General features: G+C 50.5%; 26 protein-coding genes. 12 read left to right on the top strand and 14 right to left on the bottom strand.

What is annotated here, in order from left to right; translation table 11 throughout:
- Positions 1–51 precede the first annotated feature (51 nt).
- Positions 52–1,017, bottom strand: a complete 966-nt coding sequence (locus KXJ70_RS08745; RefSeq protein WP_219043026.1) for a ribonuclease Z — start codon at positions 1,015–1,017, stop codon at positions 52–54.
- Between the two features lie 96 nt (positions 1,018–1,113).
- Between KXJ70_RS08745 and KXJ70_RS08740 the strand changes: the two genes are divergently transcribed.
- On the top strand, positions 1,114–1,269 hold the full coding sequence (locus KXJ70_RS08740; RefSeq protein WP_219043025.1) for a hypothetical protein: 156 nt from the start codon (positions 1,114–1,116) through the stop codon (positions 1,267–1,269).
- A gap of 585 nt (positions 1,270–1,854) precedes the next feature.
- A complete protein-coding gene (locus KXJ70_RS08735) occupies positions 1,855–2,730 on the top strand; it encodes an LLM class flavin-dependent oxidoreductase (RefSeq protein ID WP_219043024.1) in 876 nt (291 codons plus the stop codon).
- Positions 2,731–3,798: 1,068 nt separating this feature from the next.
- Here the strand turns inward: KXJ70_RS08735 and KXJ70_RS08730 are convergent.
- Positions 3,799–4,449 carry a TetR/AcrR family transcriptional regulator gene (locus KXJ70_RS08730; protein WP_219043023.1) on the bottom strand — a complete coding sequence of 217 codons (651 nt, stop codon included), beginning with the start codon at positions 4,447–4,449 and terminating at the stop codon, positions 3,799–3,801.
- A 111-nt stretch (positions 4,450–4,560) separates the two neighbouring features.
- On the opposite strand from KXJ70_RS08730, the gene KXJ70_RS08725 reads away from it, so the two are divergent.
- On the top strand, positions 4,561–5,922 hold the full coding sequence (locus tag KXJ70_RS08725; protein ID WP_219043022.1) for a cytochrome P450: 1,362 nt from the start codon (positions 4,561–4,563) through the stop codon (positions 5,920–5,922).
- 356 nt (positions 5,923–6,278) lie between these two features.
- The gene (locus tag KXJ70_RS08720; RefSeq protein WP_219043021.1) at positions 6,279–7,301 is read left to right on the top strand and encodes an LLM class F420-dependent oxidoreductase; all 1,023 of its coding nucleotides are present in this window, start codon (positions 6,279–6,281) and stop codon (positions 7,299–7,301) included.
- A gap of 231 nt (positions 7,302–7,532) precedes the next feature.
- On the opposite strand, the gene KXJ70_RS19335 is transcribed toward KXJ70_RS08720, so the two are convergent.
- From KXJ70_RS19335 to KXJ70_RS08705, 4 genes are all read right to left on the bottom strand, one after another.
- On the bottom strand, positions 7,533–7,661 hold the full coding sequence (locus KXJ70_RS19335; RefSeq protein WP_255558228.1) for a hypothetical protein: 129 nt from the start codon (positions 7,659–7,661) through the stop codon (positions 7,533–7,535).
- Positions 7,662–7,864: 203 nt separating this feature from the next.
- Positions 7,865–8,044, bottom strand: a complete 180-nt coding sequence (locus KXJ70_RS08715; protein ID WP_219043020.1) for a hypothetical protein — start codon at positions 8,042–8,044, stop codon at positions 7,865–7,867.
- Between the two features lie 175 nt (positions 8,045–8,219).
- Positions 8,220–9,050 (bottom strand): 23S rRNA (adenine(2030)-N(6))-methyltransferase RlmJ, encoded by an 831-nt coding sequence (locus KXJ70_RS08710; RefSeq protein WP_219043019.1) that lies wholly within the window; start codon positions 9,048–9,050, stop codon positions 8,220–8,222.
- Between the two features lie 33 nt (positions 9,051–9,083).
- On the bottom strand, positions 9,084–10,058 hold the full coding sequence (locus tag KXJ70_RS08705; RefSeq protein WP_219043018.1) for a class 1 fructose-bisphosphatase: 975 nt from the start codon (positions 10,056–10,058) through the stop codon (positions 9,084–9,086).
- Positions 10,059–10,229: 171 nt separating this feature from the next.
- Here KXJ70_RS08705 and KXJ70_RS08700 point away from each other — a divergent pair, with 171 nt between their 5' ends.
- From KXJ70_RS08700 to KXJ70_RS08690, 3 genes are all read left to right on the top strand, one after another.
- Positions 10,230–10,487 carry a hypothetical protein gene (locus KXJ70_RS08700; RefSeq protein WP_219043017.1) on the top strand — a complete coding sequence of 86 codons (258 nt, stop codon included), beginning with the start codon at positions 10,230–10,232 and terminating at the stop codon, positions 10,485–10,487.
- Between the two features lie 1,027 nt (positions 10,488–11,514).
- Entirely contained in the window at positions 11,515–12,285 is a 771-nt protein-coding gene (locus KXJ70_RS08695; RefSeq protein ID WP_219043016.1) for a dienelactone hydrolase family protein, read from the top strand.
- Between the two features lie 133 nt (positions 12,286–12,418).
- Complete coding sequence (locus KXJ70_RS08690) at positions 12,419–12,718, top strand: SET domain-containing protein (protein WP_219043015.1); 300 nt, start codon at positions 12,419–12,421, stop codon at positions 12,716–12,718.
- A gap of 33 nt (positions 12,719–12,751) precedes the next feature.
- Here KXJ70_RS08690 and KXJ70_RS08685 read toward each other — a convergent pair whose 3' ends face one another.
- Positions 12,752–13,948, bottom strand: coding sequence for an Nramp family divalent metal transporter (locus KXJ70_RS08685; protein WP_219043014.1), 1,197 nt, complete (start codon positions 13,946–13,948; stop codon positions 12,752–12,754).
- A gap of 130 nt (positions 13,949–14,078) precedes the next feature.
- Here KXJ70_RS08685 and KXJ70_RS08680 point away from each other — a divergent pair, with 130 nt between their 5' ends.
- Positions 14,079–15,479: an ABC1 kinase family protein gene (locus KXJ70_RS08680; RefSeq protein ID WP_219043013.1), complete on the top strand. Its 1,401-nt coding sequence runs from the start codon at positions 14,079–14,081 to the stop codon at positions 15,477–15,479.
- A gap of 66 nt (positions 15,480–15,545) precedes the next feature.
- On the opposite strand, the gene KXJ70_RS08675 is transcribed toward KXJ70_RS08680, so the two are convergent.
- Together KXJ70_RS08675 and KXJ70_RS08670 are read right to left on the bottom strand one after the other, a co-directional pair.
- Positions 15,546–16,127, bottom strand: a complete 582-nt coding sequence (locus KXJ70_RS08675; protein ID WP_219043012.1) for a YceI family protein — start codon at positions 16,125–16,127, stop codon at positions 15,546–15,548.
- Between the two features lie 26 nt (positions 16,128–16,153).
- Positions 16,154–16,717, bottom strand: a complete 564-nt coding sequence (locus tag KXJ70_RS08670) for a cytochrome b (RefSeq protein WP_219043011.1) — start codon at positions 16,715–16,717, stop codon at positions 16,154–16,156.
- 1,014 nt (positions 16,718–17,731) lie between these two features.
- Between KXJ70_RS08670 and KXJ70_RS08665 the strand changes: the two genes are divergently transcribed.
- Positions 17,732–18,151: a MarR family winged helix-turn-helix transcriptional regulator gene (locus KXJ70_RS08665; protein ID WP_219043010.1), complete on the top strand. Its 420-nt coding sequence runs from the start codon at positions 17,732–17,734 to the stop codon at positions 18,149–18,151.
- A 36-nt stretch (positions 18,152–18,187) separates the two neighbouring features.
- Here KXJ70_RS08665 and KXJ70_RS08660 read toward each other — a convergent pair whose 3' ends face one another.
- Positions 18,188–19,066 carry an LLM class flavin-dependent oxidoreductase gene (locus KXJ70_RS08660; protein WP_219043009.1) on the bottom strand — a complete coding sequence of 293 codons (879 nt, stop codon included), beginning with the start codon at positions 19,064–19,066 and terminating at the stop codon, positions 18,188–18,190.
- Between the two features lie 198 nt (positions 19,067–19,264).
- On the opposite strand from KXJ70_RS08660, the gene KXJ70_RS08655 reads away from it, so the two are divergent.
- The 3 genes from KXJ70_RS08655 (at position 19,265) to KXJ70_RS08645 (ending at position 21,704) form a co-directional block, all read left to right on the top strand.
- The gene (locus KXJ70_RS08655; protein WP_219043008.1) at positions 19,265–20,233 is read left to right on the top strand and encodes a zinc transporter ZntB; all 969 of its coding nucleotides are present in this window, start codon (positions 19,265–19,267) and stop codon (positions 20,231–20,233) included.
- Positions 20,224–20,733, top strand: coding sequence for an MgtC/SapB family protein (locus tag KXJ70_RS08650; RefSeq protein ID WP_219043007.1), 510 nt, complete (start codon positions 20,224–20,226; stop codon positions 20,731–20,733). Before KXJ70_RS08655 ends, KXJ70_RS08650 begins: the two co-directional genes overlap by 10 nt.
- Before the next feature lie 398 nt (positions 20,734–21,131).
- Positions 21,132–21,704, top strand: a complete 573-nt coding sequence (locus KXJ70_RS08645; RefSeq protein ID WP_219043006.1) for an HNH endonuclease — start codon at positions 21,132–21,134, stop codon at positions 21,702–21,704.
- A 162-nt stretch (positions 21,705–21,866) separates the two neighbouring features.
- Here the strand turns inward: KXJ70_RS08645 and KXJ70_RS08640 are convergent, their stop codons facing one another.
- The 4 genes from KXJ70_RS08640 to metF form a co-directional block, all read right to left on the bottom strand.
- The gene (locus tag KXJ70_RS08640) at positions 21,867–22,271 is read right to left on the bottom strand and encodes an MAPEG family protein (RefSeq protein ID WP_219043005.1); all 405 of its coding nucleotides are present in this window, start codon (positions 22,269–22,271) and stop codon (positions 21,867–21,869) included.
- A 421-nt stretch (positions 22,272–22,692) separates the two neighbouring features.
- Positions 22,693–22,965, bottom strand: a complete 273-nt coding sequence (locus tag KXJ70_RS08635; protein WP_219043004.1) for a Txe/YoeB family addiction module toxin — start codon at positions 22,963–22,965, stop codon at positions 22,693–22,695.
- Positions 22,946–23,218 (bottom strand): type II toxin-antitoxin system Phd/YefM family antitoxin, encoded by a 273-nt coding sequence (locus tag KXJ70_RS08630; RefSeq protein ID WP_219043003.1) that lies wholly within the window; start codon positions 23,216–23,218, stop codon positions 22,946–22,948. The genes KXJ70_RS08635 and KXJ70_RS08630 overlap by 20 nt, the downstream gene beginning before the upstream one ends.
- A gap of 274 nt (positions 23,219–23,492) precedes the next feature.
- Complete coding sequence (gene metF / locus KXJ70_RS08625) at positions 23,493–24,326, bottom strand: methylenetetrahydrofolate reductase [NAD(P)H] (protein ID WP_219043002.1); 834 nt, start codon at positions 24,324–24,326, stop codon at positions 23,493–23,495.
- Positions 24,327–24,410: the final 84 nt, after the last annotated feature.

Genomic DNA, 24,410 nt, shown 5'->3' with positions numbered 1-24,410 from the left:
ATGCTTTTGACTTTCGCATCTGGCATCTGGCGTCAGACTTCCGTCTAAACGCTACAACGTCCTTAAGGTTTTATCTTTTTCCAATTGATAGCTTTGTAGGTCTTCGGCTAGTAGTAAATTTCCTTTGTAAATTTCTTGCGCTTCGTCGTACAGGTGTTTCACCGTGTGTTCTTTCGCATTTTTATCTGAGCGGTAGCGCTGGCTGAAGTGGGTGAGTATTAAGTGCTTTAACTCTGCTTCGGCTGCGGTTTTGGCCACCATGGCCGCCGTGCTGTGCATGTATTGGGGGCCGACGCGGGCGAGTACGTCTTCGGTGAAGGTCGCTTCGTGAATTAGTAGATCTGTGTTTTTTAGTGCATCTAACATCAATGCCGGTTTGTCGTTGTCGCCGCCTACGATGGCGCTACGGGCTTGCCATGAGGCGCTGCGCACGTCGTTTGCTTTGATGATGTCGCCGTTGTCTAGCGTGATGTCTTTCCCTAGTTGTAATTCATGCCAAAGCGGGCCGCGGGGAACCTGATAAGAGTCCAGTTTGTTTTCATCTAAATGGTACGGTGGAATTTCTTTGACGTGGTAGGCGAAGCACGGGACTCGGTGCGACATGGCAATGGCGTTAACAGAAATATAGTCGTCTTCGTAGTGAAAGTCTTTGTTATCGGATCGCACAAAGGTCAGCGGGAATCGCAAATTATGTACGTCGGTATAGGCAAACGTATTTCGCACATATTGTTCGATGCCATCCGGTGCGCAAATAGTGAGCGGGGCTTTGCGGCCACTCATGTTGGCACTTGCGATTAAACCAGGGAGGCCATAGCAGTGATCGCCGTGCACGTGGGTGATGAAAATGGTTTTAAGTTTCGCTGAGGAGTAGCGGCTTTTGAGTAGGCGGTGCTGGGTGCCTTCTCCGCAGTCGAATAAATACCAGTCGCGCTGGTCATCAAGCGCAACTGCGAGCGCGGTGACGTTGCGGCTGGCTGTTGGCGTGCCAGCGCTTGTGCCTAAGAAAGTAAAACGCATGGGTCAGTAGTGTGTATTCCGTAATGAAATCAGTGTGCTTACATTGTGGTCTATTTTACATAGATATGCCTCTTTGATGCGCTGGGAATGGGTTTTATGGTGTTTTTACGAGGTGCGGTGCGTGTGGGAATTCCGAGGTATATGGATCCCCGATCGGGGTCGGGGATGACAGTGGGGGGAGTTGGGGATGACAGTGGGGAGTTGGGGATGACGGAGGGGCGTTGGGGTGACGGTGGGGTGACGGTGGGGTGACGGTGGGGTGACGGTGGGGCGGAGGCGTTGAGGATGGCGAGCGGCGGGGTTAAGGAAGAAGGGTGGAGCCCTTCAGAATCGCTAGTGAGTCTGTAGATCATTGTCCGTGTGGCCTTGAGGATGACCATACCGAACGACGTCATCCCCTCTCCCAAAACGACGTCATCCCCGACCCCGATCGGGGATCCAGATGAGCGTAAGCGAATGCTTTTGGTTTTTGCGAAGTTCAGTGTGGATGCCAAGCCTGAGGTCTATGGATCCTCAATCGAGTTGAGGATGACGGCTGGGGGAGTTGGATGAACAAGAAAAGCGGATAGTAAGACTCGGTTCGTAGGAAGAATGTGTTACCTATGTGACTGGGCTAATCTGTAACCCATGTGTTTGTGCAGTAAGCGAATGCCATAATTTTTGACCTCCGACTTCCGACCTCACCTTGTTTTCCCTAATACAGTCTAATTTTTTAAACCTGCTGCGCCATTCGGATGAGGCGGCGGATTTTACTTTGTATTATTGTCAACCAATCCACGTTTGCGCACGTATCCTTGAGCAAACGCCAAGACAATAACGACGGGAAAGGACGTAGCAATGAAATTCGCTTATCACCACAGTATGTGCCCCGCGGAGCAGTATCTGCCGTTGACGCTAGAGGCAGAGAAGTTGGGCTTCGATACCATTACGATGCCAGACAGCATTTGTTATCCCAAAGAGGGGAGTTCTAAATACCCCTATAACAGTGATGGCAGCCGCGAGTTTTTAGATGGTGTTCCGTTTATCGAGCCCTTTTTGCTAACGGCTCATTTGGCGGCACTGACCAGTAAAGTTCGTTTTACCACGTCGGTGCACAAGCTTGCCGTTCATGAGCCAGCTTTAATTGCTAAGACATTGTCTAGCCTCGCCATTCTTACCGGAAATCGCTTTGGTTACGGTGTGGGAATTAGCCCTTGGTCAGAAGATTTTGAGGTAACGAATGTCGCTTGGGAAAAGCGCGGCAAGCGCATGGACGAAATGATCGAAATCATTAACGGTCTTATGTCTGGGGAGTACTTTGGCTATAAGGGCGAAATGTTCGATATGCCCGAAATTAAAATTTGCCCAGTGCCGAGCGTAAGGCCGCCCATTTTGGTTGGCGGACATTCTGTACCAGCGCTGCGCCGTGCGGCCCGCTTGGGTGACGGTTGGATCGCCGCGGGTGGCGAGCTGGATTCCATCAAAGGCATGGTCGATAAGATTAATGAATTCCGCAAAGAGTTCGGTCGCGACCACCTGCCTTTTGAATTCCACGCGATGACGGCAGAAGCCTACTCTGCGGATGGCATAAAGCGCCTTGAAGATATCGGAATCGACGAAGTGTTGGTGGCTTTTCGCGATGTATATGCATCAGAAGCGGATGATAAAACCGTGGAAGAAAAGGTCGGCATGATGTCGTGGTATGCCAACGAAGTGATTGCCAAGTCTCGCTAATTGCTTTGATTGTGCAGACGCCCGTGTAGAGCGGGCGTTTTTTATTCGATGAATCATTTACAGAATATTGATACTCGGTGTTAGTCGGGTATTTGAAGCCTCTTTTTTGCCATCCTAAAAATCACAGTGATTTGAGCTTAGTCAGGGCGACCCTAAATTCGCATACTTCGTAGCTAAACCAATCTCAGCTATTGTTATCCTCGGATACTCAGGACCACGTCATACCTGAGCATTCAAAACCACGTCATCCTAGAACAGTCAAAATGTGCTATTCCTAAGCCCTCTAAACTACGTCATCCCCGACTCTCCGTACTAAGTCATCCCCGACCCTCCGCACTAAGTCATCCCCTAAGTCATCCCCGACCCCGATCGGGGATCCAGGTGAGCGAGAGCGAATGCTTTTGGTTTCAGTGAAGTATGGTGATGCCGAAATTCCGAGGTATGTGGATCCTCAATCGAGTTGAGGATGACGGCTGGGGAGTTGAGGATGACGTTGGGGGACTTGGGGATGACGGGTGGTGAGGATGGCGGTTGGGGGGGGGATGGCTAAGGAGTCTTTAGACCGCTGTCCGTGGGGCCTTGAGAATGACAGTACTTTATCTCGTCATCCCAGACCCTCCGTACTAAGTCATCCCCGACCCCGATCGGGGATCCAGGTGAGCGAGAGCGAATGCTTTTGGTTTCAGTGAAGTATGGTGATGCCCAAATTCCGAGGTATGTGGATCTTCAATCGAGTTGAGGATGACGGCTGGGGAGTTGAGGATGACGTTGGGGGAGTTGAGGATGGCGGGTGGTTGAGTTGAGGATGGCGGTTGGGGGGGGGATGGCTAAGGAGTCTTTAGACCGCTGTCCGTGGGGCCTTGAGGATGACAGTACTTTATCTCGTCATCCCCGACCCTCCGTACTAAGTCATCCCCGACCCCGATCGGGGATCTAGGTGAGCGAGAGCGAATGCCTACCGATTTCGCAAATCTGACTTATAATTTTTAACTTCCGACTTCCGACTTCCGACTTCCGACTTCCGACTTCCGACTTCCGACTTCCGACTTCCGACTTCCGACTTCTTTTCTAGCTCGCCTTCGGCTTTAGCAGTTCTAGCAGCTGAAATAGGTATTCTGCTTTTTCTTCGCGCTCATTGAAGGGGCACATGACTAGGTTTTTGGCCATGCCGTTAACGAGGTCGAAGGCGATGCTGGTGATTTCTTTGGCGCTTATCGCTGTAGTGACATGACCTTTGTTTTGCATGTCGCTGATCATAGTCGCCATTATGTCTCTGAATTGGCTATTCTTTTCTCGCTCTGCTTGCAAGCTGGCGTCGTGGGTCAGTGCAAAGGTGTGGAGGTTGAGACGGACGCGCCATTCGAGGTCTGATTCGGCATCTAGCGGTAAGCCGGCCTTAATTACGGGGTAGAAAGACTCGATACTGGGGCTTTCGTCGGCGATCGCTTCTTGCATACGCAGGTCGATGCGCAGATCTGCCCAGCGGAATGCGGCGATGACGATTTCTTCCTTGCTGCTGAAGTAATGTGACAAGACGCCAATAGAGCAGCCAAGCTCCTTGGCCAGCGCACGGGTAGTGAGCGCTTCCAAACCCTTGTTTGCTATCAGGCTGGCGGCGGCGCAGGCTACTTCTTCGCGACGGTTGTCGTGGTCTACTTTCCTCAATTTTCTTACCTTATTATCGGTGGTCTGGCGCAGTGCTTCGTTGTCGTAGACCAATAATATACCGAAGATGACCAATATTTCATATCGGACGCTTGATATGTATGTTGCCCGAGCCTATGATTGTTCCAAATAATGAATTTCATCGAACCCTACGGAGGGCCGATTATGACCACGGCAGCAAATCCAGATTACAAATCCGCCAAGAACAATGAAAACCTTGATCATATTCCGGGCTCATTTGGTCTGCCAATTATTGGCCAGACGTTCCAGTTGGTGAATGACCTTTACGGCACCATCGACAATCAGTACAAAAAATTCGGCAATGTTAGCCGCTTTGGTTTAGCGGGCTTCCGCGGTGCCTTATTGATTGGCCCAGACCTCTACAAAGAAGTTTATCTGGATAAAGATAAAAACTTCTCTGCTGAGATGGGTTATATGGGCTCACTCGGGCGTTTTTATAAGGGCGCCTTGTTACTGCGAGATCACGAAGAGCATAAATTTCAGCGTCGTATGATGCAGTCTGCATTTAAGAACGATGCGATGAAAGGCTACATTGGCACAATGGGGCCGATGATTGCGGAAGGTATTTCTGACTGGGGCGAGCAAGGCAATTTATTATTTTTCCCCGCTATTAAACAAATTTTATTGGATGTCGCCGCGAAGATTTTTGTTGGTCTGGAAGAAAGTGACGAGCGGGCAGCCAAGCTAAATAAAGCGTTTTTGGATATTGCCAATGGTTTGATGGGCATCATCACTAAAGAGCTTCCTGGCACTAAATACCGCAAAGGTAAAATTGGCGAGCGCTATTTACACCAGTTTTTTGGTAGCTTGATTGCAGATCGTCGCGCTGGCGATGGCACAGATACCTTCAGTTATTTTTGCCGCGAAAAAACCGAAGACGACGAGTATTTTTCTGACGACGATATAATCGCGCACATGGGCTTCTTGCTGTTTGCAGCCCATGACACGACCACAAGTGCACTGACTCATATGCTTTATCACTTGGGTCAAAACCAAGAGCTACAACAGCGCTTGCGCGACGAAGCAATGTCCATTGATAAGCCGTTTTTAGATTACGAAGATCTTGAAAAAATGCCGTTGATGGAAGTGGCGGTGAAGGAAGCGTTGCGTCTACACCCCTCGGTTATGATGATGCAGCGCCGTACTATTAACGAGTGCGAGTTGGGTGGTTATACACTTCCACCAAACACCATTCTGTTTATGGCGCCACAGCACACCCACCGTATGGCGGAGTACTGGGATCAGCCAGAAAAATTCGACATTGATCGCTGGTTAGAGCCGCGCAATGAGCACAAACGCCACACCTTTAGCTTTGTCGGTTTTGGTGGCGGTGCACATAAATGCATTGGAATGCACTTTGCGCTGATGCAGGTTAAGAACTTTATGCATCAGTTCTTGCGTCAATACGAATTCCGTATGGCTGATAATTTCAGCGGCAAAATGCAGACTGTACCGCTTCCTAAGCCTCTCGATGATTTACCAATCGTTGTGAAGCGCCTTGCTTGAAGCGGTTGTGTGATCCTCTGCCCTCACACTACGTCATCCCCGACCCCGATCGGGGATCCAGTGTGAGCGCCAGCGAATGCTTTTGATTTTTACTTCAGGCTTCGGACATCCGACATCCGTCTACATTAAGGCGATTGCTTTCGGTTTCGCCTCAGGCGCCCGACATCCGTCCTAACTAGCGCGAATGCTCTCCGTTTTTACATCCGAAGTCCGACAATAGGCCCCAGATATCCCGAAAGTAATGATCTTTTTCGTCACCCTGCGATAAGGGTATTTGAGCGGAGATGTCATCGGCTGGTCCTTCTTCGCCCCGTATAATCTTTAGAGCGTCATCGGAATAATAATGAGGATTTGGTATGAAACTCGGCTTACATCTCGGTTATTGGCAAAAGCATCCTACGGATCGTTTTCTCGAATTGGCGCAGGCCGCCGAGAACATGGGTTTCGATTCGGTGTTTACGGCAGAAGCCTACGGCTCCGACTGTTTCACGCCGCTGGCAGCTATTGCGGCCACCACAAGTAAGATTCGCTTGTGTACAGGCGTTATGCAATTGTCAGCTCGAACGCCGGTATGTGCGGCGATGACGGCGATGACCCTGGATCACTTATCAAACGGCAGGCTGTGTTTGGGTGTAGGTGTTTCCGGCCCACAGGTGGTGGAAGGTTGGTACGGCCAGCAGTTTAAACGCCCGCTTGAGCGCACCCGCGAGTGGTTGGATATTTTCCAGCAGGCCGTGTCTCGCGAAGCGCCCGTTGAGTTTCATGGTAGTCAATATAATTTACCGTATCAGGGGCCTAATAACCTCGGTTTAGGTAAACCTCTCAAAAGCATTACTCATCCGCTTCGCAAAAAAATACCGGTGTTTTTAGGTGCTGAAGGCCCAAAAAACATTGCACTTGCCGCGGAGAAATTTGACGGCTGGATGCCAATTTTTGTGTCGCCATATCGCCTGAATATATTTGACGAAAGCCTCGCGAATAAGTCTGACGATTTTGAAATCAATGCGATGGTAAATTGCATCGTTAACGACAATCTCGAAGAAGCACTCTACCCCGGCAAGATGACGATGGCGCTTTACCTTGGTGGCATGGGTGCACGCCACGATAACTTCCATAAAAACCTAATGGGTAGAATGGGTTTTGGTGATGAGGCCGAGAAAGTTCAGGACTTGTGGTACGAAGGGAAGCATGACGAAGCGATCAAAGCTGTCCCCGATGCCTTAGTTGACGAAATATCTTTGCTTGGGCCTAAAGAGCGTATTCGTGAACGGCTGCAGGACTGGAAAAAGTCAGGCGTGACTACTCTGATGATTGGCCACAGAGATCATTTTGATACCTCCATAGAAACCATGGAATTTATTGCCAACGAAGTTGTGTAAGTACAGTATTTACGCTGTTCCCTGCCATGATGCTCGAGCCCAAATCTTGTGTGATGGCAGGTATAAATAAATTGTTTTGGATTTAAGCTGGTTGGAATAACTAAAAGCCCGAGCGATTGCTTTCGGGTTTTACTCCCGACGTCCGACATCAGGCTCCTGTCGTAACTAAGCCGAATTTCTTATGTTTTTAAGACGCAAAGGCGTTTCTCGGAGCCTGAGGTTTATGGATCCTCAATCAAGTTGAGGATGACGGTAGGGGGAGTTGAGGATGACGTAGGGGGCTTTGAGGATGACGGCTGGGGCGTTGAGAATATTGGCGGAGGCGTTGATGGTGTTAAGTGGGTGTGTATACACTGCCATTGACTGCCTTGTGTGACTGCACTTTATCCATTCATCCCCGCCCTCCGCACTACGTCATCCCCGACCCCGATCGGGGATCCAGATGAGCGATAGCGAATGCCTTTGATTTTCACGTCCGACACCAGACTCCCGACGTAACTATGTCGAATTCTTTATGTTTTTAAGACGCAATGCGTTTCTCGGAGCCTGAGGTTTATGGATCCTCAATCAAGTTGAGGATGACGGTAGGGGGAGTTGAGGACGACGTAGGGGGCTTTGAGGATGACGGCTGGGGCGTTGAGAATATCGGCGGAGGCGTTGATGGTGTTAAGTGGGTGTGTATACACTGCCGTTGACTGCCATTGACTGCCATTGACTGCCTTGGGTGACTGCACTTTATCCATTCATCCCCGCCCTCCGCACTACGTCATCCCCGACCCCGATCGGGGATCCAGATGAGCGATAGCGAATGCCTTTGATTTTCACGTCCGACATCTGATGGCAGACTTCGGACCAATACTTCAGCTAAATAATTTGCGCGTTAATTCACTACGTTTTTAATATTCCACAAAACCTAATCTACGCAATTACCGCGTCAAGCAGAAAGGGCTTATTTTCCCCGTCAGCTAGTAGACTTTGTAACACCGGCATGACTTCTTGCAGCTGGGTGTTTAGCTGCCACGGCGGGTTGATGACAAACATCGCGCTGCCATACATGCCGTGAGTGCCTTGTTCCGCTTGAACACAAAGTTGGGCGTGTAAAAAATTATTTGGTGATAGCGCTTTTAGGCGACGACCTAAATCTTTGGACTCATCTCGCGGAATGAGTGGGTACCACAGCGCATAAACCCCATTGGGAAAGCGTCGTTGGCTGTCTTTTAACGCTGAGATGACATTGCGGTAGTCGTTTTTATCTTCGTAGGGCGGGTCGATTAATACCAGAGCGCGCTTGCTCGGCGGCGGCAACAATGCTTTTAAGCCGGCGAAGCCATCTGCTTCGTTAATTTGGGCGTGCTGCTTAAAGCGCTTGCTCAGGTTCTGGTGGTCGTTGGGGTGTAGCTCAAATAAATGCGCTTTGTCTTGTGCGCGCAATATCGCTAATGCAATGGCTGGTGAGCCGGGATAACCCGCAGCTTCGTTGGCACAGCATTGGTCGATGACCTCTAGATATCGTTTTAATGGCGCGGGAAGTTCGCTCGCGTTTCGCAGTTTCGCGATGCCGGTTTCAAATTCGCGATTTTGCGCGCTGAAGGCACTAGCGAAGTGATAAAAGCCGGCGCCTGCGTGGGTGTCGATATACGAAAGCGCGGTGGGTTTTTGCATTAGGTAGTCGAGGATAAGTACCTCGACCACATGCTTTAACACGTCGGCGTGATTGCCGGCGTGAAAGCCGTGGCGATAACTAAGCATTGCCGAATAGTCCGGTGTGGGCGCCGAGGGAGTTCAGCGCTGATGATAGTCGACGCAAAGCGCGACTTCGTTGGCGGCACCCAAAATAACAGGAACGCGTTGGTGAATATGCTCTGGCTGAATATCTAAAATTTTACCTTCGGGTGTCCATACTTCGCCGCCGGCCTGCTCAACTAAAAAGCCCATCGGGTTGGCTTCGTACATTAGGCGCAGTTTGCCAGCTTGGTCGGGCTTGCGGCTGTCCCAAGGGTAGGTGAATAAACCGCCGCGACACAGAATGCGATGAACATCAGCCACCATGGCCGCCACCCAGCGCATATTGAAGTCCTTGCCGCGGGGGCCATCTTTACCGGCAATCAGATCGGCAATGTAGCTTTGCATCGGGGCAACCCAGTGGCGCTGATTCGACATATTGATTGAGAATTCTTTGGCGTCGGCGGGAATCGTCACGTCCGCTTCGGTGAGCAGATAGTTGCCGGTATCTTGATCTAAGGTAAACATTACCACGCCGTTCCCGGTGCTCAGCACCAGCATCACGGATGGACCATACAGCACGTAGCCCGCGGCTCTTTGATGACGCCCGGGTTGCAGAAAGTCCTGCTCAGTTACGACTGCCTCGCCGGTGTGGGGTAGGACTGAAAAGATCGTACCCACCATGCTGTTGATGTCGATATTCGACGAGCCGTCTAAAGGGTCGAAGGTAACTAAGTAGCTGCCGCTAGTGTGGCAGGGTACAACGTCGGTTTCTTCCTCAGAGGCTAAACCGCGTACCGCCGGCAAGGCGGCAAGGGCCGCTTTGATCATATCGTTAGCAATAACATCTAACTTCTTTTGATCTTCGCCCTGCACGTTCTCGGCGCCAGCGGCACCAAGAATGCCAGCGAGCGCGCCTTTGGCCAGCGCTTTGCTGATATCCGCACTCACATTGGCAAGGCCGAGAATAATGGATTGCAGTTCGGGTGCGACGGTGGCGTCGGCTAAATACTGGGGCAGGTCGATTCTGCTCATGTCATGATAATTCCGTTTAGCGGGGTAACAGCGGGCTATTATGCCATTCGAGGGGGTGAGAAGACAGGTGAGTAACTCGAAGTGGCAGGAATTTGCGTCGAGGATTTTACATGATGCCGTCGAGTGATTTATGGTTGTGAGGCTAATTTCAAAACTGACAAGGAGGTCACAATGAAATTTCGTCTAGCTGTGTTCTTATTTTGTTTCTGTATGTTCCCCGCAGTCCACGCCGCAGGCTGGGAAGCTTGTCGCGCCCGAAAAGTTGAAGCTGTGCGTCTAGAGCAAGCCCTCGGCGACGGTAAAAAATTAAAAGGTTACGCAAGCGGCGCGGCGATGAAAAAAGCCCGTCGCAGCAAAGAGGATTGGATTAGGAAGAATTGCCGATACTACTCAAGTCGCTTAAGAGATGTTGAGCGCGACATGATGTGATATTGCGTGGCGGGGATTAGTATTTGCCACGCTGTGAATCGCAAATTTGCTATTGTCTACGTCATCCTGGGCAATTTAACACTTCGTCATTCCTGACGCTCTGTACTACGTCATCCCCAACCCCGATCGGGGATCCATGTGAGCGACTGCGAATGCCTTTTGCGTCGGGCGTCAGACGTCTGGCGTAGCTGTGTAGTGCTGCATAGCTAGAGGTTTATGGATCCTCAATCGAGTTCAGGATGACGGTTAGGGGGTTGAGGATGACGGTGGGGGGATGTTGAGGATGGCGGCGCAATGCCATGTCATCTTGACGGTTAATAGCTTCGTCGTTCTCGTTCCTTCAAAACTACGTTATCCCCGACACTCCACACTCCGTCTTCCCCGACCCCGATCGGGGATCCAGATGAGCGAAAGCGAATGCCTTTTGCGTCAGGCGTCTGGCGTAGCTGTGTAGTGCTGCATAGCTCAAGGTTTATGGATCCTCAATCGAGTTCAGGATGACGGTTAGGGGGTTGAGGGTGACGGTAGGGGATGTTGACGATGACGACGCCAGTGCGTTGAGGAAGGTAGGGGATGTTGAGGAGGGCGGCGCAATGCCATGTCATCTTGACGGTTAATAGCTTCGTCGTTCTCGTTCCTTCAAAACTACGTCATCCCCGACACTCCACACTCCGTCATCCCCGACCTCGATCGGGGATCCAAGTGAGCAACTGCGAATGCCTTTTGCGTCGGACGTCGGGTGTCGGGCGTCAGACGTCTAGCGTAACTGTGTAGTGCTGCATAGCTCGAGGTTTATGGATCCTCAATCAAGTTGATGATGACGGCTGGAGTATCGGACATGACCGTGGCAAGACGCGCAGAGGATGATGGCACCATACTACGTCATCCCCGACCCCGATCGGGGATCCAGATGAGCGCCAGCGAATGCCTTTTGCGTCGGACGTCAGACGTCTGACGTAACGGTTGTTTGTCATCGTGAAGCGAGTATATTCCGTATCAATTTATTCAAAACAGTGAGGAGTAAGAAATGCGTTTGTTTGCCATGTTACTTACGTTAGCCCTGAGCAGCTCGGTTTTACATGCAGCGGTCGTCGAAGAAAAGCTGACGTTGCCGAATGGTTTGGGAACGGCCGTGCTGTATCACGATAGTGCGGTGACCAAGGCCGCGCCTGCGGTGGTGGTTGTGCATGAGTGGTGGGGGCTGAATGATTACGCTCGCGAGCGCGCTAAGCAATTAGCTGAGCTGGGTTACACGGCGATTGCGGTGGATATGTATGGCACCGGTAAGTCGACCACTCACCCTAAAGACGCGACGGCGTTTATGAATGCGGCTTTGGCTGAGCCAGAAAAAATGAATGCGCGCTTTGATGCGGCCTTGGGCATTTTGCGTAAGCAGTCCTCGGTCGACGGCGATAAGTTATTCGCTATTGGCTATTGTTTTGGCGGTGCGGTGGTCCTAAATCAGGCGCGTCGTGGACTGGATTTGGCTGGGGTGGCGAGCTTCCACGGTTCACTGGGTACTGAAACGCAAGTTGAACCCGGCACCATTAAAGCAAAGTTGTTAGTGGCTACCGGTGGCGCTGACCCAATGGTACCCGCTAAGCAAGTGGCAGGTTTTGTTGAGGAGATGACAAACGCGGGTGTCGATTTTGAGTTGTTAAGCTTTCCCAATGTAGTGCACAGCTTCACAAATCCGGGCTCAACGGCGCTTGGTAAAAAATATGACATGCCGCTGGCATATGATGCTAATGCAGACAAGGTGAGCTGGGCGGCGTTGATGAATATGTTGGCAAAGTAAGCTTGGCGCAGTGATTGCTTCGCCCTGTTTGTTTGAATTGATCAGGCAGCAGGGCGAGGCATAATCCTGTTTCGTTTTATGGCGTCTGATGTGAGTTCTTTTAGCTCTTTTAGTCAGCAGACAGAGACGAAATATGGCCAAGTGCTATCGGGTAAAGAAAAGTGCCATTCATGGTAAGGGGCTATTCGCCCGTGCATCGATTGCCGAAGGCAGTTTGCTGGGCGTGTGTAAAACGCGAACAGCAAGAGAGGCCGGTTTACACACACTGACCATGCCCGATGGTCAGCTCATTGATGTGACCTGTAGTTTGAAATACATCAACCATCACAAATCAGCCAACGTTATTTATTACGATGACCATAGTGTTGTCGCGCTGCGCGATATTGGCGCCGGTGAAGAGTTATTGCACGACTACGGTGAAGAGTGGCCGTAATAGAGCATCGTATTTTGGTATATAGCACGCTTACTACGATAAAAAATATTGCGCGCCAATGTATGAAAACACCAATAGCGCCGCAACGATCGCGCTATTGCTGATCAGGCCATATCGCAAGCTAGGCTTGATAATACGGTTGTTTAAGTAGAGCAGTGTCAGCGCCAAAAATGGCATGAATAACGCGCCGGTGACGGAATATAAAATAATTAGCCATACCGGTTTACCCAAATAGAGTAGGGCAATAGGTGGTATGGCGATATACAGCAAGGCCAGCCGGTAGCCATTGTCGCTGGAGTCTATTTTGCTGAGTTTGCTGCGCCACTGTGCGGTCGAGTCGGTAAATATATACGGAACACCCTGCCATACGCCGAGCATAGAGCTGAATACTGCGGCCCAAACACCAATTAAAAATAGTTCTTTAAAGACGGGGCTTAGCAATATGCCAAGTTGGTCGGCCATGGCGATCAATATATGGGTGCCCGATTCTGATTCCGGCGCAGACTGGGCTGCCAGTATCATGATACCCATGCCAAACAAGGCGGTGATCGAATAGGCAACAAGGAGGTCAATGCGGGCAATTTTTAGAGAGTCGGTGTTATGCCAGCCTTTTTCCCGCATCCAATAGCCGTAGCACAGTAGGGTAACGCTGCCACCGACGCCGCCGATCAGCGCCATGACTAAATTAAAATTCTCGCTGATATCGTCGAGTGTTGTCGAGGAGCTGCCAATGCTCGACCAATCGCTCGCCAGTAACGCCGCCATCACCGTCGCAAACATCAGGAGTATCAGCGCTTTCATAGCTTGCTCAAACAGCGAATAGCGACCGAACAGCACCAGCGCAATCGCGAGTAAAGAATGCAGTGAGGCCCAGCTATTGATAGACAGCTGGGGAAACAACGCGTTGGCTGCCAAGCCACATGCCGCCATTAAGGCGGCACCAACTAAAAATGCCCAGATAAATAAATACGCTAGAAAGTAATAATTTATCCAGCGCGGTAGGTGCTGTAACCAGCCCGCTAGCAAGCTTGTGCCGCTGGCGAGCTGCCAACGCGCTAGACCTTCATTGAGCGCCAGTTTGATGACGGCGCCGAAGGCGATGGCCCACAGTAGTTGTGTGCCAAGCTTGGCGCCCGATACGGCGGCGGCCACTAAATCTCCGGCGCCTAAACCGGTGGCGGCAACAACGAAGCCGGGGCCGATCAGTGTAAGGGCGCGGAGCTGCTTCATACTGCGTGTCCTGTTAGGATGAGATTTGGTGATGGCGTCTGAGATTAAAATTCCTCGGTAAACGAATAGTAGATTACTGTAGTGGTCTAAGGTAGTGACACGGACAAAGGAAATAGGTGTATTTCAAGATATGAGTGAAAAGGATAAATCACTTCACGGCCTTAAAACGGGGGCTTTTTCGAGGCGCTTTGAGTTGTCGAAACTGGGCGTTCGCTATAGTGCACGGGCGGTGCGGCAAAATATTTGGCAGCGCTTTAGCGGCGATAATGAGGCGGCGTTAGCTAAGCGAACCGAGAATATCGATTTCTTTGTAGAAGAGCTCGGTCGCTTAAAAGGCAGTGTCGTCAAAATTGGTCAAATAATGGCAACCTACAGTGACTATATGATGCCGCCCGAGGTTGCCGAGGCGCTGCATAAACTAGAAGACAATACCCCGCCCATGTCCTGGCAATCTATTCGCAAGGTCTTGGTTAATGAATTGGGCGAAGAGGCCCTGGCGAACTTAGAGATAGACACGCAGCCACTGGCGGCGGCGTCGCTGGGCCAGGTCCATCGCGCGGTGTTGCGTGATACCGGCGAACAGCTTTGTATTAAGGTGCAGTATCCGGGGGTGGAAGACACCATCGATGCGGATTTCAGCGCGGTAATGCAATTACTGAAGGTGTCGCGCCTCATGCCCAGTGTGCGCAATTTAGACGACTGGTTTGGTGATATCCGATTACTGCTTCATAAAGAAGTCGATTACGAGCAGGAGCGCCGTGATCTGGATTTTGTTAGACATGCGCTGCGTGAAGATTCTCGTTTTGTGGTGCCCAAAAGCTACCCCGCATTTTGTAGCCGTCGGGTATTAACAATGAGCTATGAGCAGGCGACCTCAGTTAACTCTGCGGATGTTGCGGCACTTGCTCAGCCGCGCAGAAATCGCTTGGGTAAAGCGGTGCTAGAACTGTTTCTCAGCGAACTTTTCGAATGGCGTCGTATGCAGACCGATCCCAATTTTGGCAATTTTCGGGTGCGCATAGACGAAGAGGGCGACGACGATAAATTGCTTCTGCTGGATTTTGGCGCCATGCGATTATTGCCTGAGGACTTTGCCAGCGAGTTTTGCGATATGTTGCTGGCTGCCTGCCAGCGCGATAAGCCTAGGTTCTTGGAATACTCAATAAGCTTGGGTTTTATGAAGTCGCATTTCCCCCAGTCGGTGCTCGATAACTTTGTGGATATCGGTGTCGATATTGCCGAACCGCTGCGGGCAATCGATGAACACGTGCCAGCGCGGGCAGTTACCGAAGACGGACATTACTGGTGGCGTAACAGCGGCTTGCCCCAGCGCATCGCCAAGCGCGCAGTAGCCGCGTCTATCAGCAAATACTTCGCTTTGCCCCCCAAGGACTTCTTGTACGTGATGCGCAAACTGATGGGAGTGTATGCCTTGATCGCCTTATTGGATGCGCAATTTAATGCCGATGGTGTAGTAGAAAAGTATTTACCTAAGCCCGAAAACAAAAAAGGCCGCAAAGCGGCCAAATAATATAGAGACTGAATGAGGGTAATTCCTAAACTTCGAGTAGTGTTACGTCGAATAAGTTCATTTGGTTTACATCATTGATTGAGCAATGCCTTCTACATCCAGAGTTAGCTCCACAATTTGCGATGCTGGGCCCAGATCGTAGTCGATACCAAAGTCTTTTAATGCGATTTCAGTGGTGCCGTGGAAGCCTTGGCGAACACCGCCCCAGGGGTCTTTGCCGCCGCCGATTTCAGTTACGGCAATCGTCACTGGCTTGCTCACGCCGTGCAATGTAAGTGTGCCTTTTAACTCTGCTTTGCCATCGCCAAGCGCTTTAAAGCTGGTGCTTTTAAAGGTGGCGGTGGGGTATTTGTCTACCGCTAAAAAGTCTTTGCCGCGTAAGTGCTTGTCACGCTCAGCGTGGTTGCTGTCTATGCTGGCGGTTTTAATGGTGACATCTACTGTAGATGCTTCTGGTTTGGCTGGGTCGTAGTTAAAGCGGCCTTCAAAGTCATTGAAACGTCCGTACAGCCAGCTGTAGCCAAGGTGTTTGATTTTAAATTGCACAAACGCGTGGGCGCCTGCGGTATCAATTTTGTATTCCGCGGCGTGCAGTGCGCCACTAAAACCTAGCAGAGCGGTGAAGCCGAGAGCGATTAGCTTTTTCATAGTTCACATTCCTTTTTGAGTTGAGTTCACTTAGTGCTGTTGGCGTCACGACCGAGCATCTTTAGCAGGGTCGAGTCGCGGTTTATAAAGTGATGTTTCAATGCGGCTAGCGCATGAACACCGGCGAGTAAAATCAGAATCCAGGCGAGGATTTCGTGGACCTCGCCGGCGATATCTTCTTGGTCGGGCAGCCCGTGTAGTGTTGCTGGCACATTAAATAGGCCAAAAACGTCAATGGGACGCCCGTCGGCTGTTGAAATTAAATACCCGGCAACCATTAACGCCAACATCAAACCATATAAAGCAAAGTGGGTAAGGTGGGCGGTAACTCTCTCCCACGTTTTTAGCGCTGGATCGTCACTGGGGCGAATATTGATGTTACGCCACACGATACGCGCCAGCAGCGCGATGAGTAATAAAATGCCAATGCCCTTGTGGAGGCTTGGGCCATCTCTATACCAGGGATCATAATATGACAGCTGGCGCATCCAAATGCCCAGCGCGAACATGCCAATCACCGTAAGCGCCATAAGCCAATGTATTCCCACGCTGACCCAGCCATAGCGGCTGTTAGTATTCTTTATTGGCATGGCGAATCTTCCTTTATGGCCCCGTGTTTTCTTGTGACCCAGTATATAAACAATAAATTAATAGAAAAGTGCAAAATTCTGGGTTAATTGATCAGAATATTAGATATAGATGGCGGTAATTGCTGCGTGTGTCGTTTTTAAAGTACTCCTTCAACATGATATTGACGGGTACAGTCAATCCTGCGGAGGTTCAGTGCGAGGCATTTTCTCGAAAGCATAGTACCCACAGCACTCGCTGCGCTTCTGGCGACGTGGTCGTGGCCGAGTATGACGAAGGTTGCGTTCGCAGTGCGGACTACCGCCCGTGTCATCCCCGACCCCGATCGGGGATCCATAAACCTCGGGCTCTGCGCTGTTTCGTAGTCCGAGAAAAGTAAAGGTATTCGCTGTCGCTCATCTGGATCCCCGATCGGAGTCGGGGATGACGGCTTTACTACTTCGAAACGTCTATGTACGTGTTAATCAGGCCCACCTCGTTGACGTCTCGGCTAACAATCCCAGCGTAACAAGCTGCAATCCCAACCATACTAACCGACCATTCCTGCCACCAAGCCGTCACCCCCCAACCTTCCAAACCATCACCCCCAACCTTCCAAGCCGTCACCCTCAACGCACCACCGCCGTCATCCTCAACTTGATTGAGGATCCAGCCGCCTCGGGCGATACACCGCAGGGAGCTTTGCCTTGATGAGAGATTAAACAGAATATCAGCAAGTAATGGCGTAAAAGCTTGCCTCTGAACTTAGAATCTCGCGTACCCACAGGGCATAAGGGGCAGGCTCTGGTCTTACGGTGAGAGGAAATAACGAAGCAATGGACTGCTGTAGGGCTGGCCGGCAGGGCGCCCGTAGGCCCACTATGCCTGCGCCAGTGCGTCTTGCAGGGAGCGGCCTGCTTCGCGCTGAACCCGTTAATATCATGTTGAAGGAGTACTAAGATCCGGAGCTTGAAGCTTAGCTGGACATTGAATATACTTAACTAATATTTTACTAGTCAAGTATATGGGTCGATTTTATGACATTGACAGCATCCCTCAGTTTATTAACGGAGCTCGCTACCTTGAGCTCTTCTTTCATTAAACACGCAGATCGAAAACTCAGTGCGCACGGCATTAGCTTTGCGGAATTTATGGTGATGCATCATCTACGCAATGCGCTAGATCAAACCATGAGCCGCACAGAGCTTGCGGATGCGGTGAGTTTGTCGGCGTCGGGTATCACTAAAAAGCTAAATCCAATGCAGAGACTGCATCTGGTTGAGAAAGAGATAAATCAGCGCGACGCGCGCTTCAGCTTGGTGAAGCTAACGCCAACGGGGCAGGAAATATACAATGACGCGCTAGTCACCTGTATGCATTGCGCAGACGATTTGACCGCGAATATCTCAGCAAAGCAGTTGACTACCGTGCTTGAGATATTCGCGAAGTTAAAATAATCGCCGTGTCTTGGTTTAGCGTGCCAGGGCAGGGGTTTAGCGCCCTGCCAGCATGTTTGCTAAACGATCGACCTCGGCAACTTCTGCGCTTGCCGGCACCAGTTGAATCTCGTCACAGCCTAGCGCTTCTATGGCGTCCAGCCCGTCTTTGATCGCCATTGGGTCGTGCATGGTCATGGTCTTGGCAATTTTGCGAGCATCGTCTTCGCCAAAGGTTTTCAGGTAGTCGAATACATAATCGCTCAATGCGGACTGGGCGTTATCGGCCAGTGAATACCAGAATCCACCCATGCGATAGGGTTTTTGCTCGCGACCAGATTCTTGCCAGGCTTTGTCGGCGGAGCTGAAAAAATGATTGATTAAGTCGGGGTTGCCGTCCATTGCAAAGCCGTACAGACCGTCGGCCCATTTCGATACCCGCTGAATACTTTTTGGTCCCATTGCCCCTACTAATATCGGCGGGCCGCCTGCCTGAATGGGGGTCGGCCCGATTTCCTCTAGGCCGTCGAGCAATTCGCCACGCCAGATTTTTTTCATGGTGGCGATTTGATCGTCCATCCTTTGAAAGCGGTTTTTAAAGCTGGCGCCCAGTGCCTCATAGTCTTTTTCACGGCCACCCACACCCACGGTTAAGGTGACGCGACCTTCCGACAAAATATCGAGGGTGGCAATTTCCTTGGCTGCTTGCACGGCGCTATGCATCGGTAATACATATAGCGCGGGGATAATGCGGACGCGCTCGGTGGCGGCGGCAGCAAAGGCCAGAATATTGCGCATCTCATAGCTATAGCCCGTCACGCGCTCGCCGCAGGACAAACTATAGAAAGGCCCTTGGTCGATGATTCGGCACCAGTCTTTAAAATTCTGACGACTAATGTTGCGTGGCATATAGGGGAGGCAAACACCTATTTTCATAATTTATCCTGCGGTTTTCTTTTTATTGAGATAAGTGAGTGTACGCGGTCAATTTACATTTAGGGCAATTCGCATAAATTCTTGGCCCAAGGTATAAGAAAATAGACTGGGCCCTTGAGCGAGCCTTAATACATAATAGTTTATCGCCGTGTTGCTGTGCGATTATCAATGAGAATACGCAATAACGAGATACTTGGAATGGATGACTTTTTAATCTACGCAAAATTACTGGATGGTCGGGGAGGTGCTCGCGACATCAATGCGGCTGAACTCGCCGAATGGCAACCCGAACACGGGGTATTGTGGTTGCATTTTGACTACAGCAAGCCTGCTACCTTGGCCTGGTTAGAAGATCATAGTGGTCTCGATGACATTGCTGTTGCCGCACTGGTGGCAGAAGATACGCGGCCCAGGGCGACCTCGCATGGGGGTGGGCTGCTTATGGCATTGCGCGGGGTGAATACGAACCCCGAGGCAGACCCAGAGGACATGGTGTCTATTCGCCTGTGTGTCAGTGAACATCGCATTATCACTTCCCGCAAAAGAAAGCTGCTCTCAGTCGATGACATTGTGCAGAGCTTTTCCGAGGGAGAGGGGCCCCAATCCAGTGCCGAGTTTGTCGCCATGCTTTGCGATCGTTTGGTCAGGCGCATGGCAGTGCCAATAGATAATGCAGAAGATAAAGTCGATGAGCTTGAAGAGCATTTGTTGAGCGGCGCTCGCGCAAAATTGCGCAGCGAGTTGGGCCAAGTGCGGCGACAATCGATTGCCTTGCGCCGTTACCTGGCACCACAGCGCGAAGCCTTGAGTTGGGTGCAAAGTGAGCGCTTGTCTTGGTTTGGTGATGCGCAGCGCCTGCAAGTGCGCGAGGTTGGCGACCGCTTGGCGCAATATATAGAGACCCTAGACAGTATTCGTGAGCGTGCGGCGGTCAGCCACGAAGAGCTCGTTAACCAAATATCAGAAGAATCCAATAGCCGCATGTATGTGCTGTCGATTGTGTCGGCGGTATTCTTGCCCTTGGGATTTGCTACGGGCCTGTTGGGTGTCAACGTAGGTGGTATTCCGGGGGCGGATAATAGCAATGCATTTGCTATATTCATCGGTATCTTGCTGGCGATTTCTGGCGGGCTTTTAATTTATTTTCGGTATAAAAAATGGCTATAGATTTTATCGAGATTGCGTCACTTTCCATCGCGCCATTAAAGTGGGCGGGGGTGCTTAGTACCATTGTGGCCGGCGCAATTATCGGTTTAGAGCGGCAGATTAGAGGCAAGCCTATCGGTATTCGCACCGCCGCACTTATTTGCTTGGGTACCTATGTGTTTATGGCCATGGCGGTATCCGTCGAGAATGGCGTGACCGATCCCTCAAGGGTGATCGGTCAGATAATTACCGGTATTGGCTTTCTCGGTGCCGGCGTAATTTTGTCCCGCGACGGTATGGTTTTAGGTGTTACCTCTGCGGCGGCAATATGGGTGCTGGCGGCAATTGGCGTGATGATAGGCTTAGATAAATATGGTCCAGCGCTACTTATTGCACTAGTGGTTGTCGGTATTTTGGTTGGGGTGGACGTGTTGGAAAATAGTTTTCACTCCCTGCGCAAGGGCGTGCATCAAAAAATCACAGGGCGACGCTATCAGAAAAAACCGCCGCCGGAAAAATGAGTGGCGTGTTGATTAAGCCAAATGCTGACCAGTCACAAAAGCGAGCTCTCTTTTCAAGCCGTGCTTATTGGGCACTCACATGCCATAAAAGGCATTAAATCACCGTCGGATAATCGCCAATGGCGCCTTTTCAGGAGCCACAGGCTCCCTATCACGGCCTGCGAGGCGCTAACTGATTGATTTATAATCAAGTAGGTATATGATCGGGAGAAAGGGAATTCAAAAATATACAGGGAACGAGTCGTGATACCTTCAAAGGCTTTTGCGCCACATCTTTGTCAACCATTTAAAAACATTGAATTTTCTGAGACGTCGCTCACTTTTGCTCCCGTGATAGGGGGCCAAAGTGATATGTGACCCCAGTCTTGATAACAAAACTGTTATAGCAAATGAGAGCTATGGATTACTTATCACTATTCAGAATGCCAACCCCAATGAAAATCACGGGAAGGTCGTCAAGCATTACGAACTCATTTATAAACTCAATTATTCCAATAATTGTTCCAACAAATGAGCAAGTGAAAGAAGCATTGGATATTCTTGGCATGGATCACGATAGCTTCCAGTGTGCTTATTGTGGTGCTACTGCCTCAGAGTGGGATCATTTGCGGCCTTTGGTGCTTAACAAAAAACCAACTGGTTATGTTTCCGAAATCCACAATTTGGTTCCCGCTTGCGGTAAATGCAATCAATCAAAGGGCAATAAGCCCTGGCATACTTGGATTACGAGCGCTGCAAAACTGTCGCCAAAATCTAGAGGCGTGTCAGACCTTAATCGACGCATCGAAGCATTACATAAATATGAGGCGTGGCTAGAGCCAACGAAAGTAGATTTTGAGTCTGTGGTTGGTAAAGAAAAATGGGAGCAGCATTGGGCTAACTGGGAGTCGGTGCAAAATTCCATGCGTGAGGCTCAAACGTTGGCAACGGAAATTAACCAAACAATAGCAAAAGCATATGCAAAGCTATAACAAACGGCTGCACCGGACAAATTTCCGCTGTCACCTTTTTTGCAAAAATACGCAAAAAAGCTGCCACCAAAAATTTGCTCGGTGAGCCGGGCGTTAGGCGGCCGGGTTCGGCCCTATTATCACGGGATGTCCTGTATCGGGCGCCCCCATCCAGGGGCAAAATCAGACGATGAGCTGAAAGCAAATCCAGAAAATCATGCCGACCTGGGCAAGGAAGAACGTAGCACGTGATAGCACAAACGCCGGGGCAGTGCTTATGAGATGTGACAGGCTCTGCCCCACGCGCGCAAGCAGGATGAACATCGCAAGACTATCTACCACAGGGCTCTTGCCCATGAGCGCGGCAACCACCACCACGCCTGCGAAAAGCGGAAAGTTTTCCACGCAGTTCAGGTGCGCGCCCTTGGCGCGAACCATGAAGGCCGGGTCGCGGTTGACCTCAGCGCGTTCCCAGTCTGAGAACTTGCGGCCTCCGAAAAGCGCCATTGGCACGCGAGGGAATGCGTAAGACAGCGTGAGAAGTTGTATCCACACCACGTAAAGCACCACTGCAATGAATCCGGTCATAATCTTTCCTAGTATTTGAATTTGCATTTATTGTACGTACACAGCCTCCGAACAGATGCAACGCATCGCACGGCGCTGGACACAGTTGATGACAAGGGTACGGTGGCAGAACAATACGTCCGCGTCGGCAGTTTCGGGAGAGCTCCAGGGGTCGTGGAGGACTTCCGCCTAACAATTCGCTGTACTCGGACATATTTTTCGTTGCCTGCGGCAATCCAAAATATGCCGGTAAGCTCAGGCGTTGAGGCTGCAGAAAAACTAAAACGGAATTCTGGCGAATTTGTTTGATTGCATTTTGAGCTAAAAATAGGCGCTTTTTTTGAAATCTGGCCGAGTTGGCATGCGAATAAGCTCCAGATTTCGAGTGGGAACACGAATGTAATTTCATTTTTGGAGTGGCTGGAGTTTTTTTGCAGTCTCGTTAGGGCTGATCGTAGTGTCCACCAATAGCGAAGATATAAATGGACTTATCATCGAAACGATATATCAAGCGGTCTTTCTGCGAGATTCGTTTTGACCAAAGGCCCGAGAGATTGTGCATGAGTGGTTCGGGCTTGCCGAGGTCGGATGAAGGATCATCAGATCTGAGCATTTCCTTGAGTAATTTACAGAGTGCCTTGTGCAGCCTCTTGTCCTTTTCGCGCATGCTTTCATACGCTTCCCAGGTATTACCCTCAAATACCAGTGATCTCATTCATCTGCTCTTCGGTCGGTTTGTAGCCTTGCCCGCGGGTATGGGTTTCAAGGGAATCGGCAATTTGTTGCATGAGGTTTTTGCTTTGGAGTACGTGCAGGGTTTCCTGCTCTCGTTCCCAATCGTCGGCGCTCATTACAACAAAAGCCTCACCGGCTCGCCGAGTCACTTTGAGCGGTTCATGCCTGCTAACTACTTGTTCTACAACGCTTTTAAGGTTGTCTCTAAATTTGTTTACGCTGATCGTGTCCATGCGGCCACCTTTATGTACGGAAATGCCGTACAACTATATGCCAAGAGCCCTAACAAGGCCAAGCTCTGCTACAGCTTTGTCGTTGTGCCTTCGGCTCCACTGCAAAGCTCCGCGTGCTGGCGGCGTTCGGAATATTCGACCATCCGCCTGTTACCAACATCGGCCCTCAAATACACACTGTGAAATCTGCTTTACCATAGTGTGGTCAGCGCCAATTTTTACAACGGATTGCTTAAAGCTGACGGCGTTTGTGCTAACGCCGTTTGAGAAGGGCTTATGGATGTGACTCCATCACGGCATTAGCAATGCTCTTAATCGGTTCTACCTGATTCATACTGTAAAAATGAATACCGGGTGCGCCGCCTTCCATCAGAATATGGCAAAGCTCGGTCACAAACTCTGTGCCGAAATCAATGATGCTTTGCTGATCGTCGCCGTAACCTTCTAGTTTCTTGGACAGCCAGCGGGGAATTTCTGCGCCGCAATTGCGGGAGAAGCGCGCCAGATTGGTATAGTTCGTTATCGGCATAATGCCGGGAAAGATTGGCTTGTCGATACCGGCCTTGTCACAGGCGTCTAAAAAGTAGAAGTAGGAATCGGCGCTGAAAAAATACTGGGTGATGGCACTGTTTGCACCGGCGTCCAGTTTATCTTTTAGAAAGCCAATATCGGCATCGTAGCTTTTGCCATCAGGGTGAATTTCTGGGTAGGCCGCTACTTCTAGTTGAAAGTGATCGCCAGTGTGTTTGCGGATAAATTCAACCAATTCACGAGCATAAACCAAGCGAGTGGCGCCCATGCCAGAGGGAATGTCACCGCGCAGGGCAACGATGCGATCGATACCCGCATCTTTGTAGCTGTTTAATAATTCTAAAATCTCAGACTCTTCATCGCCGCCAAAAGACAAGTGCGGCGCGACTGATAAGCCGGCCTTTTTTGTTTCCAGCACAATGCCACGGGTGTTGTCGCGGGTGGAGCCGCCAGCGCCGTAAGTCACCGAAAAGAACTCGGGATTTAGCGCGGCCAATTGGCTGCGGGTGTCTTTTAACTTCTCGCGACCGGCTTCGGTTTTGGGCGGGAAGAATTCAAAGCTGTAACGGTTGGACATGATGGTGTTCCGGTGATGTTTTGCAATATCGCTTAAGGCTGGACGGGAGACGGAAGACGCAAAAGCCAACTCAGCTCTCGCGTT

It is taken from the genome of Zhongshania aquimaris, from assembly GCF_019312595.1.
Classification (GTDB): Bacteria; Pseudomonadota; Gammaproteobacteria; order Pseudomonadales; family Spongiibacteraceae; genus Spongiibacter; species Spongiibacter aquimaris.
This window is presented reverse-complemented; position numbering and strand designations above follow the sequence as displayed.

Excerpts from the sequence above, each read along its gene's own strand:
- KXJ70_RS08745 (WP_219043026.1), bottom strand. The coding sequence starts at position 1,017 with ATGCGTTTTACTTTCTTAGGCACAAGCGCTGGCACGCCAACAGCCAGC.
- KXJ70_RS08740 (WP_219043025.1), top strand. The coding sequence starts at position 1,114 with ATGGTGTTTTTACGAGGTGCGGTGCGTGTGGGAATTCCGAGGTATATG.
- KXJ70_RS08735 (WP_219043024.1), top strand. The coding sequence starts at position 1,855 with ATGAAATTCGCTTATCACCACAGTATGTGCCCCGCGGAGCAGTATCTG.
- KXJ70_RS08725 (WP_219043022.1), top strand. The coding sequence starts at position 4,561 with ATGACCACGGCAGCAAATCCAGATTACAAATCCGCCAAGAACAATGAA.
- KXJ70_RS08720 (WP_219043021.1), top strand. The coding sequence starts at position 6,279 with ATGAAACTCGGCTTACATCTCGGTTATTGGCAAAAGCATCCTACGGAT.
- KXJ70_RS19335 (WP_255558228.1), bottom strand. The coding sequence starts at position 7,661 with ATGGCAGTGTATACACACCCACTTAACACCATCAACGCCTCCGCCAAT.
- KXJ70_RS08715 (WP_219043020.1), bottom strand. The coding sequence starts at position 8,044 with ATGGATAAAGTGCAGTCACCCAAGGCAGTCAATGGCAGTCAATGGCAG.
- KXJ70_RS08710 (WP_219043019.1), bottom strand. The coding sequence starts at position 9,050 with ATGCTTAGTTATCGCCACGGCTTTCACGCCGGCAATCACGCCGACGTG.
- KXJ70_RS08705 (WP_219043018.1), bottom strand. The coding sequence starts at position 10,058 with ATGAGCAGAATCGACCTGCCCCAGTATTTAGCCGACGCCACCGTCGCA.
- KXJ70_RS08700 (WP_219043017.1), top strand. The coding sequence starts at position 10,230 with ATGAAATTTCGTCTAGCTGTGTTCTTATTTTGTTTCTGTATGTTCCCC.
- KXJ70_RS08695 (WP_219043016.1), top strand. The coding sequence starts at position 11,515 with ATGCGTTTGTTTGCCATGTTACTTACGTTAGCCCTGAGCAGCTCGGTT.
- KXJ70_RS08690 (WP_219043015.1), top strand. The coding sequence starts at position 12,419 with ATGGCCAAGTGCTATCGGGTAAAGAAAAGTGCCATTCATGGTAAGGGG.
- KXJ70_RS08685 (WP_219043014.1), bottom strand. The coding sequence starts at position 13,948 with ATGAAGCAGCTCCGCGCCCTTACACTGATCGGCCCCGGCTTCGTTGTT.
- KXJ70_RS08680 (WP_219043013.1), top strand. The coding sequence starts at position 14,079 with ATGAGTGAAAAGGATAAATCACTTCACGGCCTTAAAACGGGGGCTTTT.
- KXJ70_RS08675 (WP_219043012.1), bottom strand. The coding sequence starts at position 16,127 with ATGAAAAAGCTAATCGCTCTCGGCTTCACCGCTCTGCTAGGTTTTAGT.
- KXJ70_RS08670 (WP_219043011.1), bottom strand. The coding sequence starts at position 16,717 with ATGCCAATAAAGAATACTAACAGCCGCTATGGCTGGGTCAGCGTGGGA.
- KXJ70_RS08665 (WP_219043010.1), top strand. The coding sequence starts at position 17,732 with ATGACATTGACAGCATCCCTCAGTTTATTAACGGAGCTCGCTACCTTG.
- KXJ70_RS08660 (WP_219043009.1), bottom strand. The coding sequence starts at position 19,066 with ATGAAAATAGGTGTTTGCCTCCCCTATATGCCACGCAACATTAGTCGT.
- KXJ70_RS08655 (WP_219043008.1), top strand. The coding sequence starts at position 19,265 with ATGGATGACTTTTTAATCTACGCAAAATTACTGGATGGTCGGGGAGGT.
- KXJ70_RS08650 (WP_219043007.1), top strand. The coding sequence starts at position 20,224 with ATGGCTATAGATTTTATCGAGATTGCGTCACTTTCCATCGCGCCATTA.
- KXJ70_RS08645 (WP_219043006.1), top strand. The coding sequence starts at position 21,132 with ATGGATTACTTATCACTATTCAGAATGCCAACCCCAATGAAAATCACG.
- KXJ70_RS08640 (WP_219043005.1), bottom strand. The coding sequence starts at position 22,271 with ATGACCGGATTCATTGCAGTGGTGCTTTACGTGGTGTGGATACAACTT.
- KXJ70_RS08635 (WP_219043004.1), bottom strand. The coding sequence starts at position 22,965 with ATGAGATCACTGGTATTTGAGGGTAATACCTGGGAAGCGTATGAAAGC.
- KXJ70_RS08630 (WP_219043003.1), bottom strand. The coding sequence starts at position 23,218 with ATGGACACGATCAGCGTAAACAAATTTAGAGACAACCTTAAAAGCGTT.
- metF (WP_219043002.1), bottom strand. The coding sequence starts at position 24,326 with ATGTCCAACCGTTACAGCTTTGAATTCTTCCCGCCCAAAACCGAAGCC.